24 protein-coding genes are annotated in these 23,110 nt (G+C 55.8%); 11 read left to right on the top strand and 13 right to left on the bottom strand.

Going from position 1 to position 23,110, the window contains the following annotated elements; translation table 11 throughout:
- The first annotated feature begins 191 nt into the window (after nt 1–191).
- The 5 genes from ONR75_RS03115 to ONR75_RS03135 all read left to right on the top strand — a co-directional run bounded on the left by ONR75_RS03115 (nt 192) and on the right by ONR75_RS03135 (nt 4,342).
- Nucleotides 192–845 carry a recombinase family protein gene (locus ONR75_RS03115; RefSeq protein ID WP_265081334.1) on the top strand — a complete coding sequence of 218 codons (654 nt, stop codon included), beginning with the start codon at nt 192–194 and terminating at the stop codon, nt 843–845.
- A gap of 298 nt (nt 846–1,143) precedes the next feature.
- On the top strand, nt 1,144–1,923 hold the full coding sequence (locus ONR75_RS03120; protein WP_265081335.1) for a hypothetical protein: 780 nt from the start codon (nt 1,144–1,146) through the stop codon (nt 1,921–1,923).
- 133 nt (nt 1,924–2,056) lie between these two features.
- On the top strand, nt 2,057–2,332 hold the full coding sequence (locus tag ONR75_RS03125) for a hypothetical protein (protein ID WP_265081336.1): 276 nt from the start codon (nt 2,057–2,059) through the stop codon (nt 2,330–2,332).
- Between the two features lie 602 nt (nt 2,333–2,934).
- A complete protein-coding gene (locus tag ONR75_RS03130; protein WP_265081337.1) occupies nt 2,935–3,591 on the top strand; it encodes a hypothetical protein in 657 nt (218 codons plus the stop codon).
- 193 nt (nt 3,592–3,784) lie between these two features.
- Nucleotides 3,785–4,342 (top strand): hypothetical protein, encoded by a 558-nt coding sequence (locus tag ONR75_RS03135; RefSeq protein ID WP_265081338.1) that lies wholly within the window; start codon nt 3,785–3,787, stop codon nt 4,340–4,342.
- A gap of 2,174 nt (nt 4,343–6,516) precedes the next feature.
- On the opposite strand, the gene ONR75_RS03145 is transcribed toward ONR75_RS03135, so the two are convergent.
- From ONR75_RS03145 to ONR75_RS03170, 6 genes are all read right to left on the bottom strand, one after another.
- A complete protein-coding gene (locus ONR75_RS03145; RefSeq protein WP_265081339.1) occupies nt 6,517–6,924 on the bottom strand; it encodes a nuclear transport factor 2 family protein in 408 nt (135 codons plus the stop codon).
- 212 nt (nt 6,925–7,136) lie between these two features.
- Nucleotides 7,137–7,628, bottom strand: a complete 492-nt coding sequence (locus tag ONR75_RS03150; RefSeq protein ID WP_265081340.1) for a hypothetical protein — start codon at nt 7,626–7,628, stop codon at nt 7,137–7,139.
- Between the two features lie 654 nt (nt 7,629–8,282).
- Complete coding sequence (locus ONR75_RS03155; protein WP_265081341.1) at nt 8,283–8,555, bottom strand: hypothetical protein; 273 nt, start codon at nt 8,553–8,555, stop codon at nt 8,283–8,285.
- A 424-nt stretch (nt 8,556–8,979) separates the two neighbouring features.
- On the bottom strand, nt 8,980–9,699 hold the full coding sequence (locus ONR75_RS03160) for a hypothetical protein (protein WP_265081342.1): 720 nt from the start codon (nt 9,697–9,699) through the stop codon (nt 8,980–8,982).
- 1,175 nt (nt 9,700–10,874) lie between these two features.
- Nucleotides 10,875–11,327 (bottom strand): superinfection immunity protein, encoded by a 453-nt coding sequence (locus ONR75_RS03165; protein WP_265081343.1) that lies wholly within the window; start codon nt 11,325–11,327, stop codon nt 10,875–10,877.
- Nucleotides 11,328–11,329: 2 nt separating this feature from the next.
- Complete coding sequence (locus ONR75_RS03170; protein WP_265081344.1) at nt 11,330–11,839, bottom strand: DUF805 domain-containing protein; 510 nt, start codon at nt 11,837–11,839, stop codon at nt 11,330–11,332.
- A gap of 113 nt (nt 11,840–11,952) precedes the next feature.
- Between ONR75_RS03170 and ONR75_RS03175 the strand changes: the two genes are divergently transcribed.
- The gene (locus ONR75_RS03175; RefSeq protein ID WP_265081345.1) at nt 11,953–12,330 is read left to right on the top strand and encodes a helix-turn-helix domain-containing protein; all 378 of its coding nucleotides are present in this window, start codon (nt 11,953–11,955) and stop codon (nt 12,328–12,330) included.
- Here ONR75_RS03175 and ONR75_RS03180 read toward each other — a convergent pair.
- Both ONR75_RS03180 and ONR75_RS03185 read right to left on the bottom strand, forming a co-directional pair.
- Nucleotides 12,327–12,710, bottom strand: a complete 384-nt coding sequence (locus ONR75_RS03180) for a DUF3768 domain-containing protein (RefSeq protein WP_265081346.1) — start codon at nt 12,708–12,710, stop codon at nt 12,327–12,329. The two genes, ONR75_RS03175 and ONR75_RS03180, sit on opposite strands and share 4 nt — an antisense overlap.
- 234 nt (nt 12,711–12,944) lie before the next feature.
- Nucleotides 12,945–13,277, bottom strand: a complete 333-nt coding sequence (locus ONR75_RS03185; protein WP_265081347.1) for a hypothetical protein — start codon at nt 13,275–13,277, stop codon at nt 12,945–12,947.
- Nucleotides 13,278–14,080: 803 nt separating this feature from the next.
- Between ONR75_RS03185 and ONR75_RS03190 the strand changes: the two genes are divergently transcribed.
- The 5 genes from ONR75_RS03190 to dinB are packed head-to-tail and all read left to right on the top strand — an operon-like array spanning nt 14,081 to nt 17,628.
- Entirely contained in the window at nt 14,081–14,485 is a 405-nt protein-coding gene (locus ONR75_RS03190) for a hypothetical protein (RefSeq protein ID WP_265081348.1), read from the top strand.
- Between the two features lie 30 nt (nt 14,486–14,515).
- Nucleotides 14,516–14,965 (top strand): hypothetical protein, encoded by a 450-nt coding sequence (locus tag ONR75_RS03195; protein WP_265081349.1) that lies wholly within the window; start codon nt 14,516–14,518, stop codon nt 14,963–14,965.
- Between the two features lie 4 nt (nt 14,966–14,969).
- Nucleotides 14,970–15,692, top strand: coding sequence for an SOS response-associated peptidase (locus tag ONR75_RS03200; RefSeq protein ID WP_265081350.1), 723 nt, complete (start codon nt 14,970–14,972; stop codon nt 15,690–15,692).
- A gap of 35 nt (nt 15,693–15,727) precedes the next feature.
- Nucleotides 15,728–16,534 (top strand): hypothetical protein, encoded by an 807-nt coding sequence (locus ONR75_RS03205; protein ID WP_265081351.1) that lies wholly within the window; start codon nt 15,728–15,730, stop codon nt 16,532–16,534.
- Nucleotides 16,522–17,628: a DNA polymerase IV gene (dinB, locus tag ONR75_RS03210; protein WP_265083516.1), complete on the top strand. Its 1,107-nt coding sequence runs from the start codon at nt 16,522–16,524 to the stop codon at nt 17,626–17,628. The genes ONR75_RS03205 and dinB overlap by 13 nt, the downstream gene beginning before the upstream one ends.
- Nucleotides 17,629–17,644: 16 nt before the next feature.
- On the opposite strand, the gene ONR75_RS03215 is transcribed toward dinB, so the two are convergent.
- From ONR75_RS03215 to ONR75_RS03235, 5 genes are all read right to left on the bottom strand, one after another.
- Nucleotides 17,645–18,730, bottom strand: a complete 1,086-nt coding sequence (locus ONR75_RS03215; RefSeq protein WP_265081352.1) for a hypothetical protein — start codon at nt 18,728–18,730, stop codon at nt 17,645–17,647.
- 277 nt (nt 18,731–19,007) lie between these two features.
- Nucleotides 19,008–19,877 carry a hypothetical protein gene (locus ONR75_RS03220; RefSeq protein WP_265081353.1) on the bottom strand — a complete coding sequence of 290 codons (870 nt, stop codon included), beginning with the start codon at nt 19,875–19,877 and terminating at the stop codon, nt 19,008–19,010.
- Between the two features lie 9 nt (nt 19,878–19,886).
- The gene (locus ONR75_RS03225; protein ID WP_265081354.1) at nt 19,887–20,309 is read right to left on the bottom strand and encodes a hypothetical protein; all 423 of its coding nucleotides are present in this window, start codon (nt 20,307–20,309) and stop codon (nt 19,887–19,889) included.
- 88 nt (nt 20,310–20,397) lie between these two features.
- Entirely contained in the window at nt 20,398–21,447 is a 1,050-nt protein-coding gene (locus ONR75_RS03230; RefSeq protein WP_265081355.1) for a hypothetical protein, read from the bottom strand.
- Complete coding sequence (locus ONR75_RS03235; RefSeq protein WP_265081356.1) at nt 21,448–22,662, bottom strand: tyrosine-type recombinase/integrase; 1,215 nt, start codon at nt 22,660–22,662, stop codon at nt 21,448–21,450. It lies immediately after the preceding gene.
- Nucleotides 22,663–23,110 lie beyond the last annotated feature (448 nt).

A 23,110-nucleotide genomic window follows, 5' to 3' on the forward strand; every position in this document is an offset into this window, starting at 1 on the left:
TGCGGAGCTTCCCGTGTTGGCGTAACTTGCGCCCGTAATCGTTCCCGAACCGCCGATCCGCACCGGCTGCACCCGGTTCACTTAGGGTATGCCCCACGAGCACTGGCTCTGGGCCGGTTCAATAAATGCATTTGACTATTTAAAATGAACTGGTAATATGAAACCATCAATAATGAACCCGTGGTGCAGCATTGTTCGTCCGAGCCTACCTACGCGCTTCGACGTCCGAGCAGGACGCCCAACGTGCCCGTGACCAGCTAAGCGGCTTCGCTGCCGAGCGTGGGCTGAGCGTCGCTTCGTGGTATGCCGAAAACGAAAGTGGGGCGAAGCTTGCCCGCCCCGAGCTTTTCCGGCTGCTGACCGATGCGCACCCCGGCGATATCCTACTCGTTGAACAAGTTGATCGGCTATCGCGGCTGGGGGCGGCCGATTGGGAGCGGCTGAAGGCTGAGCTACTTGCCCGTCGTGTTCGGGTGGTTGCCCTCGACCTGCCCACATCGTGGATGATGGCGACTAAATCCGCTGACGAATTCACCGGGCGAATGTTCGAAGCGATCAACGGCATGCTGCTCGATATGCTCGCCGCTGTGGCGCGCAAAGATTACGATGATCGCCGGCGTCGGCAAGCGCAGGGACAAGCGAAGGCTAAGGCCGAAGGGCGATACAGAGGTCGTCCGGAGGACACCGAGCGGAACGAGGGGATCGGCCGGCTTATTGCGGCGGGTCATTCGTGGGGAGCCGTGCAAAGAGCTACCGGTTGCAGTCGCGCGACAATCGCGAAGATCGTCAAACGCGGCCGTCCCTCAAATATGAATTTCCCATCGCTGGACGAAGCGGTTCGATGACACGATGAGCCTCATCGTCAAATACGGACGAGCGACCGAGCTGTGCATCGCCTGAGCATCCGTAGCTGAGCGAGGAGCAGGCGGCGTGTCCTAGGCCTATACTCTTAAATCGAGTTCGCGAGCGAGTTCGATCTATGTCCGCCATCCGGCGTAATGCAGACTCAACCCGGGTATCGCCTCGGGTCCGAAAAATGCCAAGGGTAGAAGTCTCGCCCTGCTCCAATCATGAGTTCTGCAACGCGAGATATCGGAAATGGCCCGAAAGCCGTGCCTCGTGTTAACGGAGCATAAGCGATTGATGCATCACAAGGTGGCAACTCCGGCTGGTGAGAAAATGTGGCATCTCTCGCTACTACTATTCATGGTTTTCGCTTACGCCACGCAGGCAGAGGCCGCACCAACATCCATTCGCTGCGATGGCAAACGTTATCAGCAGCAGCAGCCTTACTTCGTAACTTACGATCTGGAGACAAATTACTTCGTATTTGAAAATCCCGGTGGAAACAAACTACCCGGTGAGATCATCGCGGAAAGTGACGCAAGGCTGGACCTCAGCCTGAGGGCCGACGGCGGGCGTATTCTTCTTTCCTTCAATCGCAAGCGCAACGTGATGACGTGGCCGGGGATGCCCGCCAGTGAACTGGGAAGGGCTTTACTGCAACACGACTGCACGGAGGTCGCTGGCAGAACGATGCTTTCAGCATTCTGGCAGCCAGAGCAATTTGATCCTAAACGTCTCGACCCGGTCGACGCCTTTTCGCTGACCTGCCCCGGCCGGTATGGAGGTCAATATTTCGTCACTTTGGATCGCTCCACAAGAACGGTAGTCCTAGAGACCGAATCTTCCGCCGAGACAATGTCAGGTAACATCGCTGGAATCGACGATGGCTCAATTAGATTCGGGGTCGCTGGTCGCTCGGGCCAATTTGAACTCCTGTGGGATGAGCGCAAGCGAATGCTTACTTGGATTGGCGTTGCAGATAATCCGGCAAGGCCGACGACAAGCCATGAGTGCAGTGTCACAGGGCCGCGCTCAATCATGGAGTCTTACGCCGGACTAGCTCGCTGGCACCCATAAATTCGGAATGACCGGATAGTTGGTCGCTACCTTTTACGCTCTGCAAATACCTCTTCGAGAAAGTGGAGTTGGCGAGCGCATGGGGGGGCTATATAGTGAATTCGAGTGTGACGCTATTGATCCGAAGGTCCCAGTGGTGAAAATGTTTATGCTCGCCATCCTTGCGGTGGCCTCATTGCTGATCGTCATTATTTCAGTCGGGGTATTTCTATTTTCGTCGGCCACCTCGATTGGCACGGAGCGAGATCAAGCTGAGGGTATGAAGGTCGCGGGCGTCTGCCTCCTACTGTCATCTGGCATTATCGTTAGCTGGATCGTTTATGGTTTGCGAGGTGCATGGCGGATCGTCACCGTGGCGCCATTCGCGCTTCTGATCTGCCTTGGACTGTTTTTGATTTCGCCTTTATAGCAAGCGCAGTAGATCGTCTTGTTGCCCATAGGAGCGTCCAGCGCATGGCTGGTTGAAATCGTAGGCCAGATTAAAGCCAAACTGCGTCCATCTGATGTGGGCGGCGCCACCTCGAGATTGCGACGTTGACATCGTCAAAATTTGCGGGGAAGCCATCGTAGGCTGCAATCGCAACGAGTTCGCCAATGCCGGTGACAGTGATCGTCTTTGTCGTAGCCGTTCTGTTCGCACTAATGGCGATCAAGCTCTTCAACAGTTTTCGTAACATGCAGCTTCGTGCCGGATATAGCCCCAGAACACGTACCCGACGTGAGAGGCATAGTAGAGGGGCGTCCATACGATCACGAGCCCCACTATGTCTGGGATGACTGCCTCGCGCGGCTTCAAAACCTCGTGCCACGGCTCTTCCATCATTGCTCGCTAACCGACACTCAGAGTGTCGAACATGACGTTCGAAGGAGCATAGGTTAAATCCGTCAACCTTTCACGTCGGTAGCAATCTATAAACCCCCGCCCGCTAGGGTCGAATGACGAACGTTAGGATTAATCCGCATTGGCCGCGATTGCAAAATGAAGTTGTGGGAATGAGGTGGCTCGGAATCTTGCTGGCGGTCGTTGTGGCCGTGTTGGTGATCTATAAAGCGAACTTCCCGAGCTATTTATACCGCTACCGCCTTCAGATTTCTCTCTCGGTGGACGGACAGATTTACACCGGTTCGAGTGTGATCGAGGTCGTCTGGAAGTGCGGTCCGAAGATTGCCGACTCAGGACGCTGCGGACCCACCTTGGACGGGCAGGCCGCGGTGATCGATCTCGGTTCTCGCGGTGCCGTCGTCGCTACGCTGCGAACCGGCGACACTATCTATCCGGTACCGCATGGAGCTGTCGACGCGGTATTTATCTGTGCAAATGCGTTCGGCAATCGTAGCACCTACGAGGAGTTGCCAGCGTTGCCGCACCTGACCGGACGCCGCGATCTTTCCCCATCCAATTTCCCGCGGCTGGTGTGGTTTTCGAACCCAGCCGACATGACATCCGCGCAGAAGATAACAGTCGAGAATGTCGCAAACGTAATCGACTCTACAGCCCGATTCACGGAAGCCTTTGTCGAGATCACAAGCGATCCGGTCGTCATGAACATCGCGACTAAGTTGCCGTGGTTTCCAGCGTTGAAGCTTGCGCAGAAGGGCAAAGGTGTCCTTTCCATGCCGGGCCAATTTCAGCTCGTTTATAATATGTTCGTGGGTGAGAGCTCGTGATTTTCGCAGGAACCGTCAAACGTGCGGGGTGCGCAGAATGAATTGGCTACTGGGCGGTGGGAAGTCCGTTGTTGGCACCTTTCTGACGTGAGGCGATGTCCGGTTTAGGTCTGCAATACGCCGGATAGAGGACACGGTCGTGCTCGCTCACGAACTCATTTGCGAGTAAATGCCCTAAAAGATAGGGAAGTTGATGCGCTCACTTGACCGAAAAATTACGCTGGTTGCCATTGCCATTGCCATTGCCATTGCCATTGCCATTGCCGTTGTGGCTGTCATGGCGACACATTTGGTGGAGGCGGCCGAACCTAAGGTGCCGGTCGCTTATTTTCTTCACCAGACATCTGACCCTTCTCATGTGCCGAATAATCTGCCCGTTGACGCGACGGATGTCGTAGTCGCCAAGGCGCGCTTTTTGGGCGGGGCAAATTGGATGGGCGGTCGTCATGGAGAGGGAATTACAAACGACATCCTCTTCACCCGGGTCAAGATAATCGAAGTCAACGAAGGTAGGGCTGAAGTAGGCCAAGTGTTGGGTGTTCGAATGGGGTTGCGAAATGATTCCCGGGAATTTTCTTATCCCCACACACCGGACCAGCTCGCTCAAGAGTACGCTGTATTGATCTACTCGTCAGGCGATGGCCTGCGACGACTTGCTGCGTTCCCGATCAGCTCATTGCAATACGTTCATTGGCAAGAAGAGGTGCGGGACTATGAGCGACAGCGAGGAAAACCCGGATATCGCGAATAGTTTAACTGGTGGGCAGGCTTTGGGATAAGCCGGCGCGTCGCCGCTGCGCACCGACGTCGAGAAAGTTCATCTTCTTCATTGTTCGTTTGTCAACCATTGTCGCAAATTTGGGGCCTGTGGCCAAGGTCGTTAGGACCGGCGCATATCTCACGTGATAATCCAAATTGAGCGAGATTCACTGTAGGATGGAGGCGTCATGTCCTTACCGGTCGCGCCATTTATCGTGGCAGCACCTTCCCCCAATTTCCTTCGTTCGCATCACCCTCCGGTTGGACGGGTTACAGTTGCTGTTCTCGTGGCAGTCGGAAGCATAAGTCTGGCGTCCAATGTGGCTAGCGCCGCTGAGCAAAATCCGTGGGTGCCTCTGAAAGGTGAAAAGCCAGCTCTATCGCTCGGCCAAACTATATTCGCCGGCAAGCAAACTGATAATAGCGCTTTCCGCCATGACACCGATGGGCGCAGTGACTGGATTCAGTCGGGTACAATCGCAACGCCAGAGCCAAACATCACCGTAGTGATAACGAGACATCAGGAAGCGAGGACGGTCCGCTATAGCGTTGTCAAGGATTTAGAGGATCTCGCCGAGTTAAAAGCGATCCAGAGAAACTTCAGGGCGACGTACTATGAGTTAGCGACATGGCTTGGCACCCTCCGCGGCGTCTCGTTCGAGGTCAACGGCGACGGCATACCAAAAAGTGCATGGGCTTTCATAAACCCGGAACGTCGAAGGTTTTCATTAAAGGTTTCGTCTGCTCCGCAGATGAGCAGATGGTGCTTCCGGAGCGGGTTGCCTGTCTCGTAGATAAGCTACGATTTACGCAGCCCGAGGACGAAGCGTCTACGAAACTGCTCCTCGGCGTCGAGCCTACAATGGAATGTGGTGGAAGCCGGCTAGGACCGAAATACCTTCCTATAAGGCCAAATACCGACGGTGCCAGAGAGCGTCTCTGAACACTTCCCGTAAAAGCAGGAGACTTCGATGGCGTCCGTAATAATTGCGGTTCTTACGCGCCGCGACATGGTCCAGAGACGGTCCGTCGTGAGCTGGTGTGAGATCCTGCGGTGCGGCGGCACGTCCGGAGTTGAGGGTAGACCGGGATGGTTGAGCGCAGCGACGACAAAGCCCGCGTCAGCTAAGGCCGCCGCAGTGTCATGGTGGCCGCCGAACCATCCTCGTCTGCCGTGCGATATCACGATGAGCGGCAGCTTTTCGCCTGTCACTGCGCACCCGGGGACTGCAAAAAATGGCACCACGGGCATCCATTTCTCGCGGGGGCTCCGTACAAGGTGTCCAAACGAGCAGCCTGATCCCCGGCCCCGCCCAGTCAGCAGGAATGTCAAAAGTTCTGACCCCCGCCGCGTTCGCAACTGTCAGTTCAAGGAAGAAATAGAAAGCAGGCAACAAAATAACGCACGCATTCTTGGCTCCTGCGGGCAGAGGACCTTCATGGGTAGTTGAACCAATCGATTATGTCGCCTTCGGGTCAATCGCGTCACTCTGGCTATGCGCCGATCTTCGCGGTCTACCCTCAACTCCGGACATGCCGCCGCACCGCAGTAATCGACGCTTTGTGCCAAAAAGAGACAAAAAGCAGATTACCCGAAGAGGTGCGATGAGCGTTAATTAAGGTATCTTGGATGACTATCTCCAACTAGACGATTTACGCGAGGACGGATGCCGAACGAACGTGTCACCAGTAGCGACAACTCTGCCACCAAAGCAGAAATAGTTGTTGTCTTCGTGGCTCTGACCGCAATGATAGGATTCAGCTACTTCACCGCCCGTTACGCGGCTTTGAACACGCTTCCCGACCCTGCTTTCCGACATCTCGTGACGCCTGAATCGACGAAGCCCCTATTTAAGACAGAATATCTATACGTCCCACTCCTATGGCAAATCGTCGCGTGGTTGGGCGTTGGTTTTTCACTCTTGCCCTTCAGCATCCAAGAATCGTGGCTGCTAATGACGCGCCGCCTGAGCAGGCCTTCGCTTTATGGTCCATTGGTGCTCTGTTCAATTATGTCGGCCGCAATATACTCGCACTCGTCAAACGCCCTGCGCACTGCATCGGCGGCTGTTCCAATCAATCATTCTAGCTCGGCTTCATCCCCCGATAGCCCGAAGTGATGCAGGTCCGATTTGGGTCAGAAGCAGCCCCTGAGAATAACCCGGTTCACGCCTTGGCGCTTGTCCAACGTTCCTGCGCAACGTCCGTCCATGACGTGCCGAGTGGGCGCATTGTGATCCATGTTTCGACTAGCTTGCCGTCGTCAATGCGGTAGCTTTGCATACCGGCTCGGCTCTGCTTCTGACCGGTTTCGGGATCGGACCACTGGAATGAGAAGCGAAACCAAGCACGGTCGGCGGTGAAAGTATGGTCGTAGACAACGACGAGGATGCCCGGTCGGGCCTCGTGGACGCTCTTTAACTCGGCTGCGTAAGCTTCGCGCGTCACCGTCCGGTCGCCATTTTCATCGTGACGAATATAAATTGGCCCCACGCAGCTTGGCACGAGATCATATTCGCGGTCATGCCAGACCCGTTCCCAACGGTCGAATAGATCGTGCGCATCGCCTGACATCTTTGCCTCCTTCGGTCGCTACGCGAAGCGTAATTCACTCAGTGCCAACTTGCCCGCCTAATCGGTGAGCACAACAGACGGGATGAGATATCTGCAATGGGTCAATCGCGTCACTTTGGCTCCGCGCCGATCACTTCCGGTCTACCCTCAAATCCGGATATGCCGCTGCACCGCAGTGACCGACGTTTTGTGCCAATCGGCGACATGGACCTCTATTCAACAGCCCCGTCAGTGCTTTTGTGAGCGGTGACACTGACGGTGAGGCTCCCATCCCGGACGCTCAACGTCCGCAATGTGTCGCCTCGTCGATCAAATAACGCCCAACTCGGGTCGCCCTCGGCAGTCATGAACGACGACACGTAGTGGTCCTCAGCCATGGCTACGACGACTTCGGGCAGTCTTCCTGCTAAAGAGAAATCAACGACCGCTCTGTTACGGAGCAGATCAAACGTCGGCTCCCACAGTTGCTCGTTGCTCCAGCTTCCGCACAAGACGGCAGTCCTGTTTTCAATCCGCCAACTCCATTCGACCATTAGGCCAAATTCGCCTTGCGGGTTACCGGCTTCTCCGGAACGAGGGGTTCTTGGTGTGAGATGCCCGAACTCCAAAAAGATGGCCGAGCCGTGCCCTCGCCAAAGGTGCGACAGAGGCAGACCTACAAGCGCGCCGCGAAATGTCTGTAAGACACTAATGCCATTGCTCAAGCTCGGCTCTCCAGCAGCAAGGGTGCCATTCGGTTCCATACGACTAATATTACCAACCTTTCACGGCAACAAATGCTCAACCTTTAATGAAGTGGGCGCGGCTTTCGCTTCGTGTCAATCGCGTCACTTTGGCTCTGCGCCGATCACTTCCAGTCTATCCTCAACTACGGACATGCCGCTTCACCGCAATAACCGACGCTTTGTGCCAACAAGCGACATCGCAAGCTTGAGGTGATAAGAAAGAGGCCCGCCAACCGAGGCGGCCATGATAGAGGGCTGGATCATGCCTAGTTGGCTTCTGCCTGTACTCGCCTTCTGCGCCATTGCTGGATTTATCGGCTTTGCATTTTGGCAAGGCGCGAAGGTGAAGCCTGACAAAAACAACACTGATAGGTGGGACCGATTTGGTGGACCTCCCGATAGCCATACCGGATCTGGAATGTAGTTTTTACGGCTACGCCTCAAGTCCGTTGCGGGTCATTGCGTTGCTTTTGACATGTCTGCGCCACGTCCGCTTTCCGATCCATCTCGGACCTGCCGTCGTGGCGCAGCCTCTACGACTCGGGGCCGGGGGCTTCGAGCGATGACAGTCAGTATCGATTCGACTAGCGGACGGATGCGCACCGCGGGCGGCGATTGCAGCGCGCACTCTGACTACGGGAATGTCAGGTGAGGAAGAACAAAGAATGCCCAATATGTGATCGCGAGAACGGTGAAGATTCCTAAGCATTGCATCGCGACCGCAAACCAAAAAAGCAGCGGATTTTCCCACCTCGACAACCAGCCAACCAAAGCCGATCTGTATTCCATCGACCGAAGAGTGTCGAACAACCTGATCGCCAAAACCAACAGCATCATCACAGGAAGCAAAAACAGCAAAATACCAAACAATATTCCGCTGAAATCGCTGACTACAAAACCCGGCACGGCGCACCTCTATGAATCCGCGCGGAATCGGCAGGCCGCCCCGCTCGTCCGGCGAGCAGCATCTTCGCTGTTGCGCCGGGCGGTCTCGATATCTTCTTCCGTGAGCCCCGCGCGGACCCGCGCCCAAGCGACCTTGAACTGCCGCTTGCAATCGTCAGATCGCGCCCGGTGCCCTTCCCCTCGGCCCCCGGCGGGCGATGATCGAAGCTCACGCCCCACCACGATGAACGCTGGCTTGGCTGCGAGAAAGTTCGCAAGGCCCATGTTCGCTTCCTATTTGCTCAATAGAGAGAAATTATCGGCAATCTCCCCGCGTGGAATTGGCGGGCAGCTTCCCTTGGCCTCGATATCGGTTCGATACGCATATTCGAACGTTGGCCCATGAAAGATGACGGCTAACTCGCCGGGCGCTTTGGGATATCCGCTATCCCCTCTTGAAGTCTTCTTTGTTTACCTTGAACGTCCCTGACCGCATGTCGACGAATCCACCGCTTCCCATTGGCTTCAGCCATGGGAAGGGGCCATTCCACCAAGCAACTTTGCTTTCTATGCCTCTAGTAATCGGCTCACCTGTTATGTCGCACGAACTCAAAGGCCATATCCCCGTTGGAACAATCTCAAGCGTAGCGCGGACTAATTGCGCACCGACACCGAAGCTTTTTGCGAGATCGAGCGGATCGACTTGCTCCACCGTCAAGGAATCGTTGGGATCGCGAAAACGGACCAGCAAAGGGAGGCTCGTCAGCGGCAGATCTCGCCGGCCGGACAGTTGCTGGACTTGCCTCAATCCATCGGAGACTGGCTCTGGAAATGCGCCCCCGGGAAAGCCGAAGGCGCGCAAAACGATCCACTCCGGCCCCGACCTGACGTCTTCATCCGGCCTTAAAAGCGCGAATAACGTTCCTCTGGCACCGAGATCGAGAACCACGGCCTCACCCCGGAAGCCGACCGTAAGTTCATGTTGAGCGGCAAATCTGGATTGCTTGCCATAGGTGACCTCGATGACGCTCGATCCGATCTTGGGCTCGCCGTCGACACTCGCCTCCAGCGTCAAGCGATAGCGCACCGCCGCGCTAGGAAAGGCAACTTTATAGGCCACGACTGCAAAAACGAGGATCGCCGCAATAATTCCCAGCCATTTCATTCCGCGTGCCTCGTCATGCGGCAACATGCACGTGGCGAACTGGCACGGCCTAGAGGCCCGAAAAGATAACGGAAAATCAAATTTAGAAGAAATCGGTCAGAATAATGGTCTGTGCGCCAGTGGGCAAAGGCCGCGTGACTGCTGAAAGCACAGTCACTAACACTCCCAACGTGCGAGCGTACCTCCGCGGCCAAAGCCATGGCATGAACCCCAATGCGCGCCAAACAACCCATTCGCCTCTTAGTGGTGAATGGTATTCCGTGCGCACCTATTCTCATCGGGTTTCACGCCTCAAGGGTTCACTTTGACCAATTTGGGAGCATTTGGTTTACCGTGGATCGAGACGCGCTCTCCGAAGACGGCTGCAATGGCGAAAAGAATGCCCAAGGAGACCAGACAGCCGGTAGTGGAAGCGAACATTAGATAGCGTAGCTTCCTGAACCTCGACTGGATGAAGAAGTTACCTGCTCGGCCATTTTTCCGTGCAGCTCGCTCCCAATACGGAAGTCCAACTTCATCGGACTTAGTTATGAGTGATTCTGAATTTATCAAAGTGAGGTAAATACCGCAAAGGAATCCCACAAAACAAATGCTAAAGAGAGCACCGCAAAACCAAACCGCGACGTGGACGAGGAAGGGCTGTCCCTCCAATATCAGGTTAAACTTCATGAGAGCCCCTTGTCACATCGATATCTAGCTCGCGTCTTGACGTATGACTTACGACTATCCCGAACGATACCCACGACGCTGGGATATCCCCGGCACCGATAGACGAGCGTAGATCATTCAAAAGCGCAAGGTCCGCACAGGCCTCCCCGGCGGGTCACTGATCGATTTGAGCGGGTCATCCTCGAATATTGGCTGTCGGGGGCAGCGCCCTTCGCTGGGAGCCCGTCAATAAGCCATCGTCAAGCGGCGAGCCCAACCCCGCTGTCCAACGGTCAGGGGGCTGGTGGGCCGCGACGGGCGAGTATGGAGCCATTAAAACGACCCCTCCCGGTGACTGTTCGCGGGTCGCGTTGAAAAGGTATTAAGGCAGGAATTTACGGGCGATGAATGCCAAAGCTCCCTCCGCCGATGAGCACAGTTCCTGAGCTTGCAGGCAGGGCCAGTTACGGCGGGCGGGCCTGCGCCTGCGAGCTGGGGCACGAAAACTGACCAAAGCAGGAAGTTGCCTAAACCACTCGCCTCAGCAGAACATCCCTCAGCGCATCGAACTGCTGCTGGGTCAGATTGCCGTCCTGACGGAGCACCTTCAAGCGGTCAAGCTCGACAACGGCTTCACGTATGTCGATGGGGGCCTCTGGGGCGGCATACGTTGGAATCGGAGCAGGCGCGTCGGCGACGATCCGAACTTGCTGCACGTCGTTGACGAACAAGTTCAGCCCGGACTCGCCACCATTGGAGCCGCCGGGCTGGTTGCTCAGGTGGACAGCTTGCATCGACCATACAAGTGCGCCGATCCAGCCGATGACCGTCGCCCCGAAAGCCATATTAATCGCAAAGATGATCCAACGGTTGGGGTGGCTTTTGCGAAACGCAACAACGCTTGGAATCACATAAACGACGGCGCAGATGGCACCCCATATCAGGACGACCACAAGGCCTGATGGAAAACCGGACGACATGCCTACGCGCCCTTGGCAAGCAGCCGCGCCTTCATAACGTCAAACTCGGTGTCGGTCAGGGACCCGTTGGCGCGCAGTTGCGCCAGACGTTCAAGTTCTTCCGTCAAATTCAACTGGGTGAGGGGACCTACGGTTGCGCGGCCGCCGCGTTCTCTTCCGTCGTCGCGATCATTGAGTTGACCAGCCGGGGTGACACCATAGGCGTTGGCCCCCGGCGAACCCTGTAGGCATAAAAAGAAAAGGGCCACCGGACAAACAAGCACCCACCAACCGGAATGGCCTGTGTCGTGGAGGCGACGGACGGTGACAGCAAGGTTCGGCAGGAAGTGGACCAGATAAGTGATTCCAATGAAAATGGTGCTTTGGGAAAATGGCGAGCTCACTGCCGCGTCCAGCACCAGCGCTACGGCAGATATGCCGAATAGGACGAGCATGAATAGCCAATACTCCGCGCGGGTCGCGCGACCGGCGAAAGTTGCGTATTTGCGCATGGCGTTCAGGTAAGCGTTCATAAGGTGCCCCTCAGGTTGTAGCGGAGTTAAACTACGGGTCATGTGATTTTACAAGGCAAAAGACGGAGCTAAGCTCGGTGGTTGGGCGGGCCTAGACCGAGCAAAACTCCGGTATGGCAAAGCCGGACCTGAAACTGAAATTTGGCATGCGCATCCGAGGGCTTCGGGAGGCGCAGGGCATGACGCAGGACGAGCTGGCCGAGAAAATCGGCCGGAGCGTCGATACGGTCAGCAACATCGAACGCGGAGTCTACGGCACCCGCATCGACGTAGCGGGTCGCATTGCCACGATTCTGAAAGTCAGTGTGGCTGATTTGTTCAGCTTTGAGGACGACGTTCAGCCCTTCGCGACCCGGGAACATCGCCGTCTGGTTCAGGGCCTCACGGCGATCCTGAACGGCTTGGACATGAAAAGCCTGCTGACCATCAAGGACGTTATTGAAGCATCGGTGAAGCTCACGGGTCGCCGTAGTGGGCGTTCCCACCGCTAATACTCGGACGCCAGCATGATCGTCATCACGCGGGTCGTGACTGCGGGATCGCTCGGGTCAGGTGAGGCGAACTGCATCCACTGGTCGAAATATTCCGTCTTCCAAAAGTAGCGCACGCCGTCCTGCTCGATTGCACCGAAGTCGTGCTCGCCGTGGGGATCGTTGTCGGGACCAAAGTCGGAATAGGTGCTCACGGCTTGCAGGAGGTCCGCGAACTGCTCGATGGTCAGTGACCCTAGGCCATCGGTCACGATCAACCTGCAGCCCTTGGTGGGGCGTGGAAGCCGTTCCCGGAAGGCGTCGTTGAGGGCGCGGACTTTTGCAGCTCGCGGATCGCCGGCTTTGGAGCCTTGCGGTGCGGCGACGTCAACGAGCTGCATGTTTCACCGTGGGATGAAGCAGCGCCACTTGGTGAAGCTTCCGAGGGAATTTTCCAAGCTCAGGCCAATCCCTCCAAATGAGGCTGAGGTTCTCGCCGTCGACGTGCTGGACCTCACAAAGGAAGTACCCTTCTTTGGGGTTGTCGGTTGCGAGCACAATCGAGCCTCTAATCAACCCATTCCAGCCATCGGATTTATCTGCCTTGGGATCGGCGGCAGCGGCTGGCTTTTTGGCTACATCCGCAGGCGGCTGGCCGGGGGCGTTGACGGGGCGGGATCGGTCCCGGCAATCGCCAGCAGCTTATTGTAGAGCGCCGGGGCCACCGCCGGCACCGTAGTGCGCCCCTTTGGCGACACGGTGCCCTTCGGCAGCCTCCGCGCGACCTCACGTTGCTCATCGCTGACAACCCGGAGCGCGCGCATGCCCATCGCCCGGGCGGCCTCCTGAGCCGATTTCATGGCGCCGGTGCCGAAGCGCGATGCGTGTGGTTTGGCACCCTTGCGACCAAAGACGACGAGGGCGATGTCTACAGGGGGCTTTTGAGCCAAATTGGATTTCCCGCTCATGCCCATTCTCCAACGAAGAAGGGCTCCACCAGATGTGAAGCCCTTTGAGGAAGATCGGATGAAACTGTGCGGCAAGGCCGTTGCCCCCCGCTACACGGGGGTGGGCAATTCGGTTGGCTTCGAAAACCATTTTTCCTCCAAAAAGGCCGCAAATCGACCTGTCGCCAATATACGGTATTATAACACCTCTTGTCAAATACTTATTTCAAATCAACAGGTTATGAATTTTATCCTTTTTGCCCCCTCCGAGGGCGGGAAGTCGCAATCTCAAAATCGAACGCATAAAGGCTATGAAGACGTCGGTGATGCCGGGAATAGAGCGACAGTTCGTTCGTGTCGCAGTTTGGAAATAGCCCGGCTTGACGCCCGGTTTCTCCCGCTCTGCCACCGTCGTATGCTGAGCGGAAAGCAGGAGGCGAAATGCTCATAAAGGGACCAGTTCCAGCCCCGATTGCCTTGGCAACGATAGCCGGGGCATTTCCAGTATCCGGGCGCTGTTTAGCGGCGGGGACTTGGGCCTCGCGGCGTTGGTTGGATTGATTGGTGCTGCATTCGCTTATTTCGTTGGCGCCTATCTTGTCCGCAAAATGGGGCTACCCCTTACCGCGAGCCTGTCAGACGTGTCGGCGGCACGGAGGAAAAACAATGCCCAAAGGCCCTGAAGGCGAAAAGCGGCCCGCCGACGTGATCGGCGCCGCCGTCATGATTGCCCGGATCGGTACCGGGGAGATTTTTGAGACAAACTGAGAGACTACCGACAGTTCCGACTCGACATATGTTCTTCTTATGTTCTAATTCGGGGCATGAACGACAGACCCGCGAGCTGGCGCATGCCGACACCGAAACAGATGGAGAAGCTTGCCGCTGAGGCCGCCCGCCGCGAAGCATCGATGCCGAGTGCCGCGCTAGGTCCTGCCGATGCGATGCCGGATGCGTACTGGAATTCGGTGCTAAGCGACCAAAGCCACCGGCGGTCGTTCGTCCCAATTCAGCAGCGTCGTATTTCAGAAATTCCGCGAAACGTTTTGCGCGTATCTTGCCGCCGGTGTGACCGCATTGTCGAGATTCAAACCGCCGACGCAGTTCGCCTCTACGGACCTCATGCGATCTGGAAGGACGTCGGCAGGCGTTTATTGGACAACGGGTGTCAGCAGAGAACTGGGCGTCACGAGGAAGATGGTTGCTGGCCGTCGTTCGACACGGCGTAGAATCGCCTCCGACCGGCGCCCGAGAGTCGCATGGCCCCTAAATATCACCCCACACCACTTTCTGGCGGTGACCGCAGAGCGCTTAAGAAGGAGCTTGTGAAGGCGCGGGCGATGACCGGCATTCTGTCAGCGCAGGCCGACGAGATGCGCGGTAGGGGCGAGGCACTGATCAAGCAGGCTGACAATCTCGCGTGCCAAAGCTGGAATGAACGGATGTGGAGTGATGGCGAGCCAATCGACCCATCTCCAACAATCAATCAGGCCATCAACGGCGGGTTTCCGTGGCTGGAAATCGAGTGCTCTCGGTGCAAAACGCCGAACAGTATTGATCTCTGCGCATTAAATCGGCCATCAACCACCTGCATTCATGATCTGGCAGGCCGTCTGCGATGCCGAAAGTGCGCCGGTTCTGGCAGACGCCCAGCAGCGACTTTGCTTCAGCTCGGAACTGGACCCCGTCATCCGCCAACGGCAGAATGATCCGATGTGCAACCTCTATTCGATGACGAAGAATCAAGCTGCGATCCGCAATCTGTTTCCTGTTCAACGAGATCTGACCGGCAATTTGCCGTCGATGCCCGGTATCTTTCCTGACTACGCGGCTCCAATAATCCGCAACGCGCTAGACGGGCCGGAGCTGACGATGGCGCGATGGGGGATGCCTTCTTCGCAACTCGCGCTGATGGAGGCGACCAAGAAGCGCGCGGCAAAACTCGAAGCCAAGGGGAAGTCCGTAGACTTCAAGGAACTGCTGCGCATGGAGCCGGACAACGGCACCACCAACATCCGGAATGTCACCAGCAAGCACTGGAAGCGGTGGCTGGGACCTGAGAACCGCTGTCTTGTGCCCTTCACGTCGTTCAGCGAATTCAGCAAGCTCGCCGGCGGCGATATTTGGTTCGCTCTCCACGAAACGCGTCCTCTCGCACTCTTCGCAGGCATCTGGACGAGCTGGACGTCGGTCCGGAAGGTCCGCGAGGGCGAAACAACGAACGACCTCTATGGCTTCCTAACAACAGAACCGAATGCCGAAGTCGGCGAAGTCCATCCTAAAGCCATGCCGGTGATCCTCACGACCTCAGAAGAATGCTGGCTTTGGATGACCGCACCCGCCGACGAGGCTTTGAAATTGCAAAGACCGCTGCCGAGCGGGTCGCTTCAGATTGTGGCGCGCGGGGTGAAAAAGGATGACGCTGGTGAGAAGTAGGCCGTTTTCGCGAAAGCCGACGAGGATGACGCAATATGCTTCGCGACGATGAGACAGCGGCCGTCAAGGTCCACCAGCGAAAACTGGAGCAGATGGCGCACGTAGCTCGGCGCTCACAATGGTTTTTTGTCGGCCTGTTCCTTTTCTGGGAGCTAGCAAACTTTACCGGGCTTTCATTTTTGCACCTACGCCGACTATCTGATGCCGAACTGGCCGATGCCGCCATCCGGTACAATTACCCTGAAATCTATTCGAACGTAAGCGACCTCAAGAACGACTATTCGGTCTTTAACCCCGAGGTTTACTATTGGACCGATCTCACTGGCGAAGCGGGCAACCTGTTCTTGAACAAGCTTTTCGGTTGGAAGTATTTTCAGGTTCGGTTGCCCGACGCCGTCATAATGGTCTCCGCCGACGGGCAGCCGCAGTTCTCGCGGCCCTGTCGCGATGGCTCTTGGTGTTCGCCATCCATCCAACCCGATACCCCCAAACTGGGAATCGTTGGCACAGTGCAAGATGGTCCTCCAAACTATGAAGCGAAACGAGACTATACGGTTCGTTGGGTCAACGGTTCTCAGGGATCAGTCTTCATTTCCGGTCACTGCTTCGCGGCCTACAGCGAATCTCCAAAGGCGACGCTGCAGATCGTGGGAGCCAAGCCGGAGGACGTTGTCACGATAAGTGATATGTACGGTTATCGCTTGATCTCGATTCCTGACATCAAGCGGAGTGGCTACGGCAGCATCAAAATCTCACAGAAGGATTTTTCCGAATCGCAGCGATGCGATCCGTCTGTGCGGGCAAAATGGCCGAACGTCGGCGGAGCGTCATGGAAGCGGTAGCGACGGGACCACTTGAAGGCGGTTCGGCTCAGCGCAAAATCATCCACGTTGACATGGACGCCTTCTATGCATCGGTCGAGCAGCGGGATAATCCCGATCTGCGTGGAAAGCCGGTCGCTGTCGGCGGGTCGCGGGAACGGGGCGTAGTCGCCGCTGCCAGCTACGAGGCCCGCAAGTTTGGGGTCCGATCCGCGATGCCCTCGGTTACGGCACAACGACAATGCCCCGACCTGGTCTTCGTGAAACCTCGGTTTGATGTTTACAAAGGCATCTCCGAAGAAATCCGGAGTATCTTTGCGGAGCACACGTCGCTGATCGAGCCGCTATCGCTCGACGAGGCCTATCTCGACGTCACCGAAAATTACAAAGGGATTCCGCTGGCCCGCGACATTGCTCTGGAAATTCGAGCGACCATCAAAGCTAGGACGGGCCTCAATGCGTCTGCGGGTATCTCCTACAACAAGTTTCTAGCCAAGCTGGCTTCGGACCATCGAAAGCCAAATGGGCAATATGTCATAACCCCGGAGATGGGACCTGCGTTCGTAAAAACTCTGCCGGTCGGCAAATTCCACGGAATTGGCCCGGCTACGGCTGCCAAGCTGCAATCCTTCGGAATTCACTCCGGGCTCGACCTCCGCAACCAAACGCTCTCCTTCCTCGAAGCACACTTCGGTAAAGCGGGGGCTTACTTCTATTCGATTTCTCGTGGGATCGACCACCGGCCGGTCCGATCAAACCGGGTTCGAAAGTCGGTCGGTGCGGAAAATACATTCTCGCAGGACCTTACCGATTTCGATGCGTTAGCCGAGGAGCTGGGGCCGCTGATCGACAAAGTCTGGAACTATTGCGAAAAGTCCGGCGTCAGGGGGCGGACAGTGACGTTGAAGGTCAAGTTCGCCGATTTCGAAATCATCTCGCGCAGTCACTCGCTCGTCGATGCCGTTTCTGATCGTGCGAATATCGAGCGTGTCGCACGGCAATTACTAAAAAACCTATTGCCTCTTCCGAAAGCAGTGCGTCTGCTTGGGGTATCGATCTCTGCGCTTTCTGCGGTTGATGAATCCGATATTCCACAGCTTGCATTCAACCTGTGAGGCTAACGTTTTAATGTCACACTTTCCATGGCCGCTTGTGGTCCTTGCGCAACTCATCCCATTCCAGCCGATAGCTAAAATCTCGAAGATAAAAGCTTCCGTTGATCGCCTCCGGCAACTCGACTGATAGACGTCCGCTAAACGCGTGTTGTCGAAGCGACCTCATCGAATGCGGCAGGTCCCTGAGGGCGTCATACTTCATCGCTTCCAGCAAGTCCCTCCCTCGTGATCCGCCGGAAAATACGAGTTTATCCAAATAGTAATTCTTCGTGATTGACCGGACGGCACGCTGGACGCCCGGACGAGCATCTGCACCAGCATATTGGCGAAAACGCCCTGACATTTCGTAGACGGAATCGTCACCATGGGACTGAGCGCGCTTCAATGGCTTCTCCCATACCCGATATTCGCCCGTCGGTTCCTTACTGATGTAATTCCCCAACTCTGCCAACGTCCCGTCCTCGATTTCTTCGTAGTGCATAACCGGACAGCCGGGCACGAAAGCTCTGACTGACGAGTTGACGGTTCGCCTGATCCTGACAAGCCGCTCGTGGTCCGCATCTGAAGTAATGACGTGAGCATGATACGACAAGACAGGGCTACGTCTGCGGCCTTCGCCGAAGTTCGTGTATGGAGCGATGTCGATATGACCTATGAAGTCGATTCCCAAAAGCTGCTGACGGACCCACGCCTGTATACTGCGAATATCGAAATCGTTCGCAGCATACATGCTCAATGCAAATTGCCCGGGCGTGAGCGTAACAAAGTGACTCGAAGTCTCGCCCACGAATTGTCTGAGATGGTGATTAAAAATACGGTTGAACTTGATGCAGGCCTCTGGATTGTTCATAGCCAAAAACGGCGCATCGCAGGGCAGCATCTCTCGAAGGAGCGCCTCTTTCTTGGCCATCGAAAGTTTGCAAAATCCACTGTTGATGTGCCAATCCAAATACGCGGCATGTAGGCGAGCATATCTGGAATATTCAAACTCGTCGAAATTTACGCGCCACCGGCGCTCATCCTCCTTCCGTTTGCGGTCCTCCTCTTTCTTCAGTTCACGCTGCTCGCGCTTCATTCGTGCCTGTACCGGGTTGTAGGGCATATCTCAGCTATCCAGTTAGGTGGGGGGTACGAGGGGCAGTTGCCCCAACGGGGGGCATAGTGGGCTGGCCGATGGGGTAAATCGGGTCATTATCGGGGTTTGTTTTGGAAATGGGGGGATACAAGGATGACCACCCCTTACTGTTTTACGGTGGCGATAGAATGCGTTTTGCTGTCGCTTCTATCTGCGAAATCGCGCTGGAACTATGAATCCCTTAGCTGAGCGAAGATCTGCCGGAACGCGAGTACCGGCAGATAGATTCGAGGCGCATGTGGCGCTATGTTTTTGCACGCTTCTGCAATCGGTTGAGAAACGACTGCTTGTTTCTTTCTAGAGCCGCCTTCACGCGCTTTGCTGCTGCCAATTGGTGCAAAGATTTTGCACAATCTCTCGTTTCATAGAGTTCGTACGATAGCCTCACGCGCGCAAGCTTCCCATTGGCAACTTTCCAAGCGACCCGCGCTAGGTCATCTCCCTCGAAAAATCCGAGGTCGATGCTTCCGGCAAGGCGATTCACTCCCAATTCGAATCGACCCGTATTCACAGTAGAAGCCTTGCTTGCCCCTCGCTGACGTCGCTGGTGCAAGATCTTCGAAACATCTGCGGCAGAAACTCGATCAATGAAGTAGCTCCGAAGCTGGTGAGCCCAATTTCGAGCTCGAGTGCTTTCATCGCCAAAGATAAAGCGAAGATAATGGAATAATATCTGCGTATCCGCCCTATCCGGTTCGGTGCGATTAGCTCGGAACGGCCGATGCGGCACGGCGCTCCTTGTCGCATGGAGCGCGGTCTCGTAGGCGGCAATGGCGGTCTCACGGATGAACCGATGATCCGGGGACTTCTTGTTCAGATAGACGGCTCGAACCGCTTCGCAGTGCGACGGAAGGTCACTGTGTGCGACGTCGAGAAGGCGGGGAACAACACCTTTCGTAGTGTTCGTGGTGTTGATCCGTCCTGCCTTTGCGCCGGACTGGTGGCGAACGATTGTCGACTTCAACAAACGAGACTTGTTGCCCGAGGGCCTAAGGTTGACATTCGGCAATTTCGGCGTTGCCGGAGTTGCTCCGGCTGTCCGGCCCGGAGCGGCCATAGCCGGTCTGGACAGGATGCCGCCCGTTGAACCGGAGCGATGGTGATTCTGCTGCATAACAATCTCCTATTTTACAGGGGTAGATACAGGTCGGCGGCCGCCGAAATTGACGGTCGCCTTGCTGATTGCGGATGAGGACATGACATGCGGCGCGGCCGCCAAGCTTTGCTCGACGAACGGCGAGGTCGCCTCAGAGCAAATCGATGGATCGGCCGAGACGGAAGAGTCTTGTGCGAGCGGCGACGCATTTTCATCACCGAAGAAAGCTCTGCGGAGATCATGAACCCAAAATGCAGTGACTTTGGGCGACAGCTTCACAACCGGAATTGCGTGCTTCTTCACGAGCACCCAAAACTGTGCCTTCGAGAACGGCAAAATTCCGCCGGGCGCAATGATCTGGTCGCAGCGCAGCAGGCCAAACATCGGCCAGCCGTCCTTGGCTATTTCGATGCGCCTAATGGGGCGCGGCTTTTTGCTCTGCTTGGTCATGAGCCGTTTCTAGCGGCGCATGAAATTTCGAGGACGAGTTCGAGTCGCTGAAGACGAATTCGTCTTAAAATCTACTAAGATATTGGTTTTAGATGACTTTTTTCTCGTTCCAAGCCTTCCTCGATCCCCCGGAAAGATGATTGAATGATTCTCTTAGGTGCTTACGTATCGTGTCCGCGTGGAGAAGATCACTGGGATCTAAGACATGCCCCATCCATGTCCTCAAATTCTCAAAAAAACGGCTACGGTCGTCCTGAGGACTGAAAAGCGGAGAATCCTGTGCAGATGCAGGTCGTCGGATGCAGGCGGTCAAACCGATGCACAGCTTGCGAAGAGAGTCGTTCTCCTTCGCTTCTGATCCAGAAGTCTTCTGACTTAGCCTTTCTTCCAATTCGTTGATCCGGGCTTCCGCATTTGACAGTTGCAGCTCAAGATATTCCCGACTTGATCGGGGCCTGCAATCAAGCATCATTTGGTGGATTTTGAAGCGCTCACCGTCAATCGCCCAATCCATCAATTCCTGCGGTGTCGCAACTAAAGGAAGATGTTGGGGATGGCCGAGCGGCAAAGAATTTGCCATCTCCATGACTCGTAACCGCCGGGCCTGCTCTCGTGCAACAGGCCCCTTGGAGATCCTCGGATGTTCGGCTGGCGTTCGCCCCATCGAGTAGGCGGCAAACTCCTTGAAGTTCCAAACCGGTTTCTTCAAGCGCGATACTAAGATCTCTAAATCAATTTTTGGAAGGGCGCGGTTGTCGGCCTCCCACATTAGAGCGAGGCGGTCGTAATCAGAATAAAATAACTCCAAATCATCCAGCAGATTTATCAGATCTTCGGGCACGTCGTCGTCTGCGATATTATAAACCTTGCGTTCCCTCGGGTCTCCAAAGTGCTCTTGAACGACTGTCAGCTGCCTATCAATTGCTGAAACCAAGAGGTCCTCGTCCAACATTTCGTCAGGCAGGGTGTGATCTGGTAAGATTTCGCTGATGAGGCGACTGCCGTTCACGACCTCAGCTATTTTCGTAGCTGAAGAATGTGGCTCTCGAATTGCAAATAACTTTGCCAGCGGCGTCAGGTTTGGGATGTGGTTTCGTTTTAGTGTTGCCAGAATCTGAATTTCTTCATGCGATAACATTTAGAGCAGCTTTCCTGTTTCTAAAAAATTGGCCCAGTCTGCCATCAATGCACGCCGCCGCTCGAACATGTCCCCGCGACGATACGCAGCTTCCGTCTTGTTCTTGATCGTATGCGCCAGTGCCATTTCGCACACGTCGGCTGGATGTGCCGTTGTTTCACCGGCCCAATCGCGAAACGATGAACGGAAGCCGTGAGTGGTGTAAGGAAGCTTGGCGCGCTTTAAGACTTCGAGCAATGTCATGTTTGACGGCGGGCGCTCAACATTGCGGCCAACAAAAATAAAATTGCTTGTCGGACTCATCAATCGAGCCTGATCGAGCAATGCAATCGCACGCGCAACGAGCGGCACCCTGTGTTCCCGCTCCGCTTTCATGCGCTCAGACGGAATCGTCCACGTTGAACCCTCAATGTCGATCTCTGACCACAGCGCTCCGAGCACCTCATTCGTCCGGGCGGCCGTAAGGATCAGAAATTCAAGAGGAATATGGGACGCCGCATTGCCGTTCGACTCCCGAAGAGCCTTGACGAATGCGGGCACATCCTTGAACGGCATCGCGGCATGGTGGCCCTTGCGGGCCTTTTGCTTTTGCAAGCCATGCTTGGCACCCTCCACGGGATTGTCACCGGTCCGATGACCGGCGGCTTTTGCCCAGTCGAACACGACCTCAATCCGCTGAGCAACTCGGCGAGCGGTCTCTTCTTTGGACGTCCATATCGGAAAAAGGACCTTCAACACGTCCGGGGTGCCGACTATGTTGATAGGCAAATCGCCTATGAACGGGAACGCATACATCTTGAGGGTGGAGATCCACTGCGCTGCATGCTTCTGGTTTTTGTAACCGGCCTTGCGATCATTGTGCACGAGCTCAGCCGCTTCCTTGAAGGTGGGGATAATCGCTCGTTTCTTCTTGTCGTCGAAAAGCGGGTCGCCACCCTGTCTAGCAATCTTGCGATAGGCGAGAGCTTTTTCGCGAGCTTCAGCCAAAGGCACCAGCGCAGCGCTGCCTAACCCTATGTCGCACCGCTTCCGCTTGATGACGACGCGCAAAAGCCAGCGTTTTGCGCCAGTTGTATCGACGACGAGGTAGAGTCCGTTGCCATCAGTGTGGCGGCCCGGCTTCGCATTCTGGACCGCTTTAGCAGATAGAGCTTTTTCGGGATGGCGGCCGCTTTTCAGGCGTCGCTTAATCGGTTCAGCAGGCTCGTCCGTCATTTCAAATTCCAAATCACCCCACATTTAATCGTGGATTTGACTGGATGTACATGGTCTTGGATGGATGTGCGAATGTGGTAAGTTATTGAAATTGCGGTCGATGATGCTGGACCTTGGACGTCGTAGGACGTAACCGAGGCGGTCACTCTCTCCGCCAGCTCCCGGATCAACCGCTCGTTTCTCAGGGGCTTCGCTCTAAAAAGCCCAACGAAAGCAGCCTTTTCTCCAAGGGGCACCATACTAGAGAGGCGCCAGTTACGGAGATTAAGGTCTGGAGATACCGGTTTTCTCTAAAGCTTCGGACTACCGCGGTTCGGTACGGTTCGGAAGGGCCGCAATCCAAGGCGTTCCCAACTGCGAGCCGCGAAACAGTTCGAATCTCTGTCGGACAAGCAAGAGGCACGGAGCCGGCCACATCACTCTCATGATCTCCATCACTCTCATGATC

The organism is Rhodopseudomonas sp. P2A-2r, assembly GCF_026015985.1.
Classification (GTDB): domain Bacteria; phylum Pseudomonadota; class Alphaproteobacteria; order Rhizobiales; family Xanthobacteraceae; genus Tardiphaga.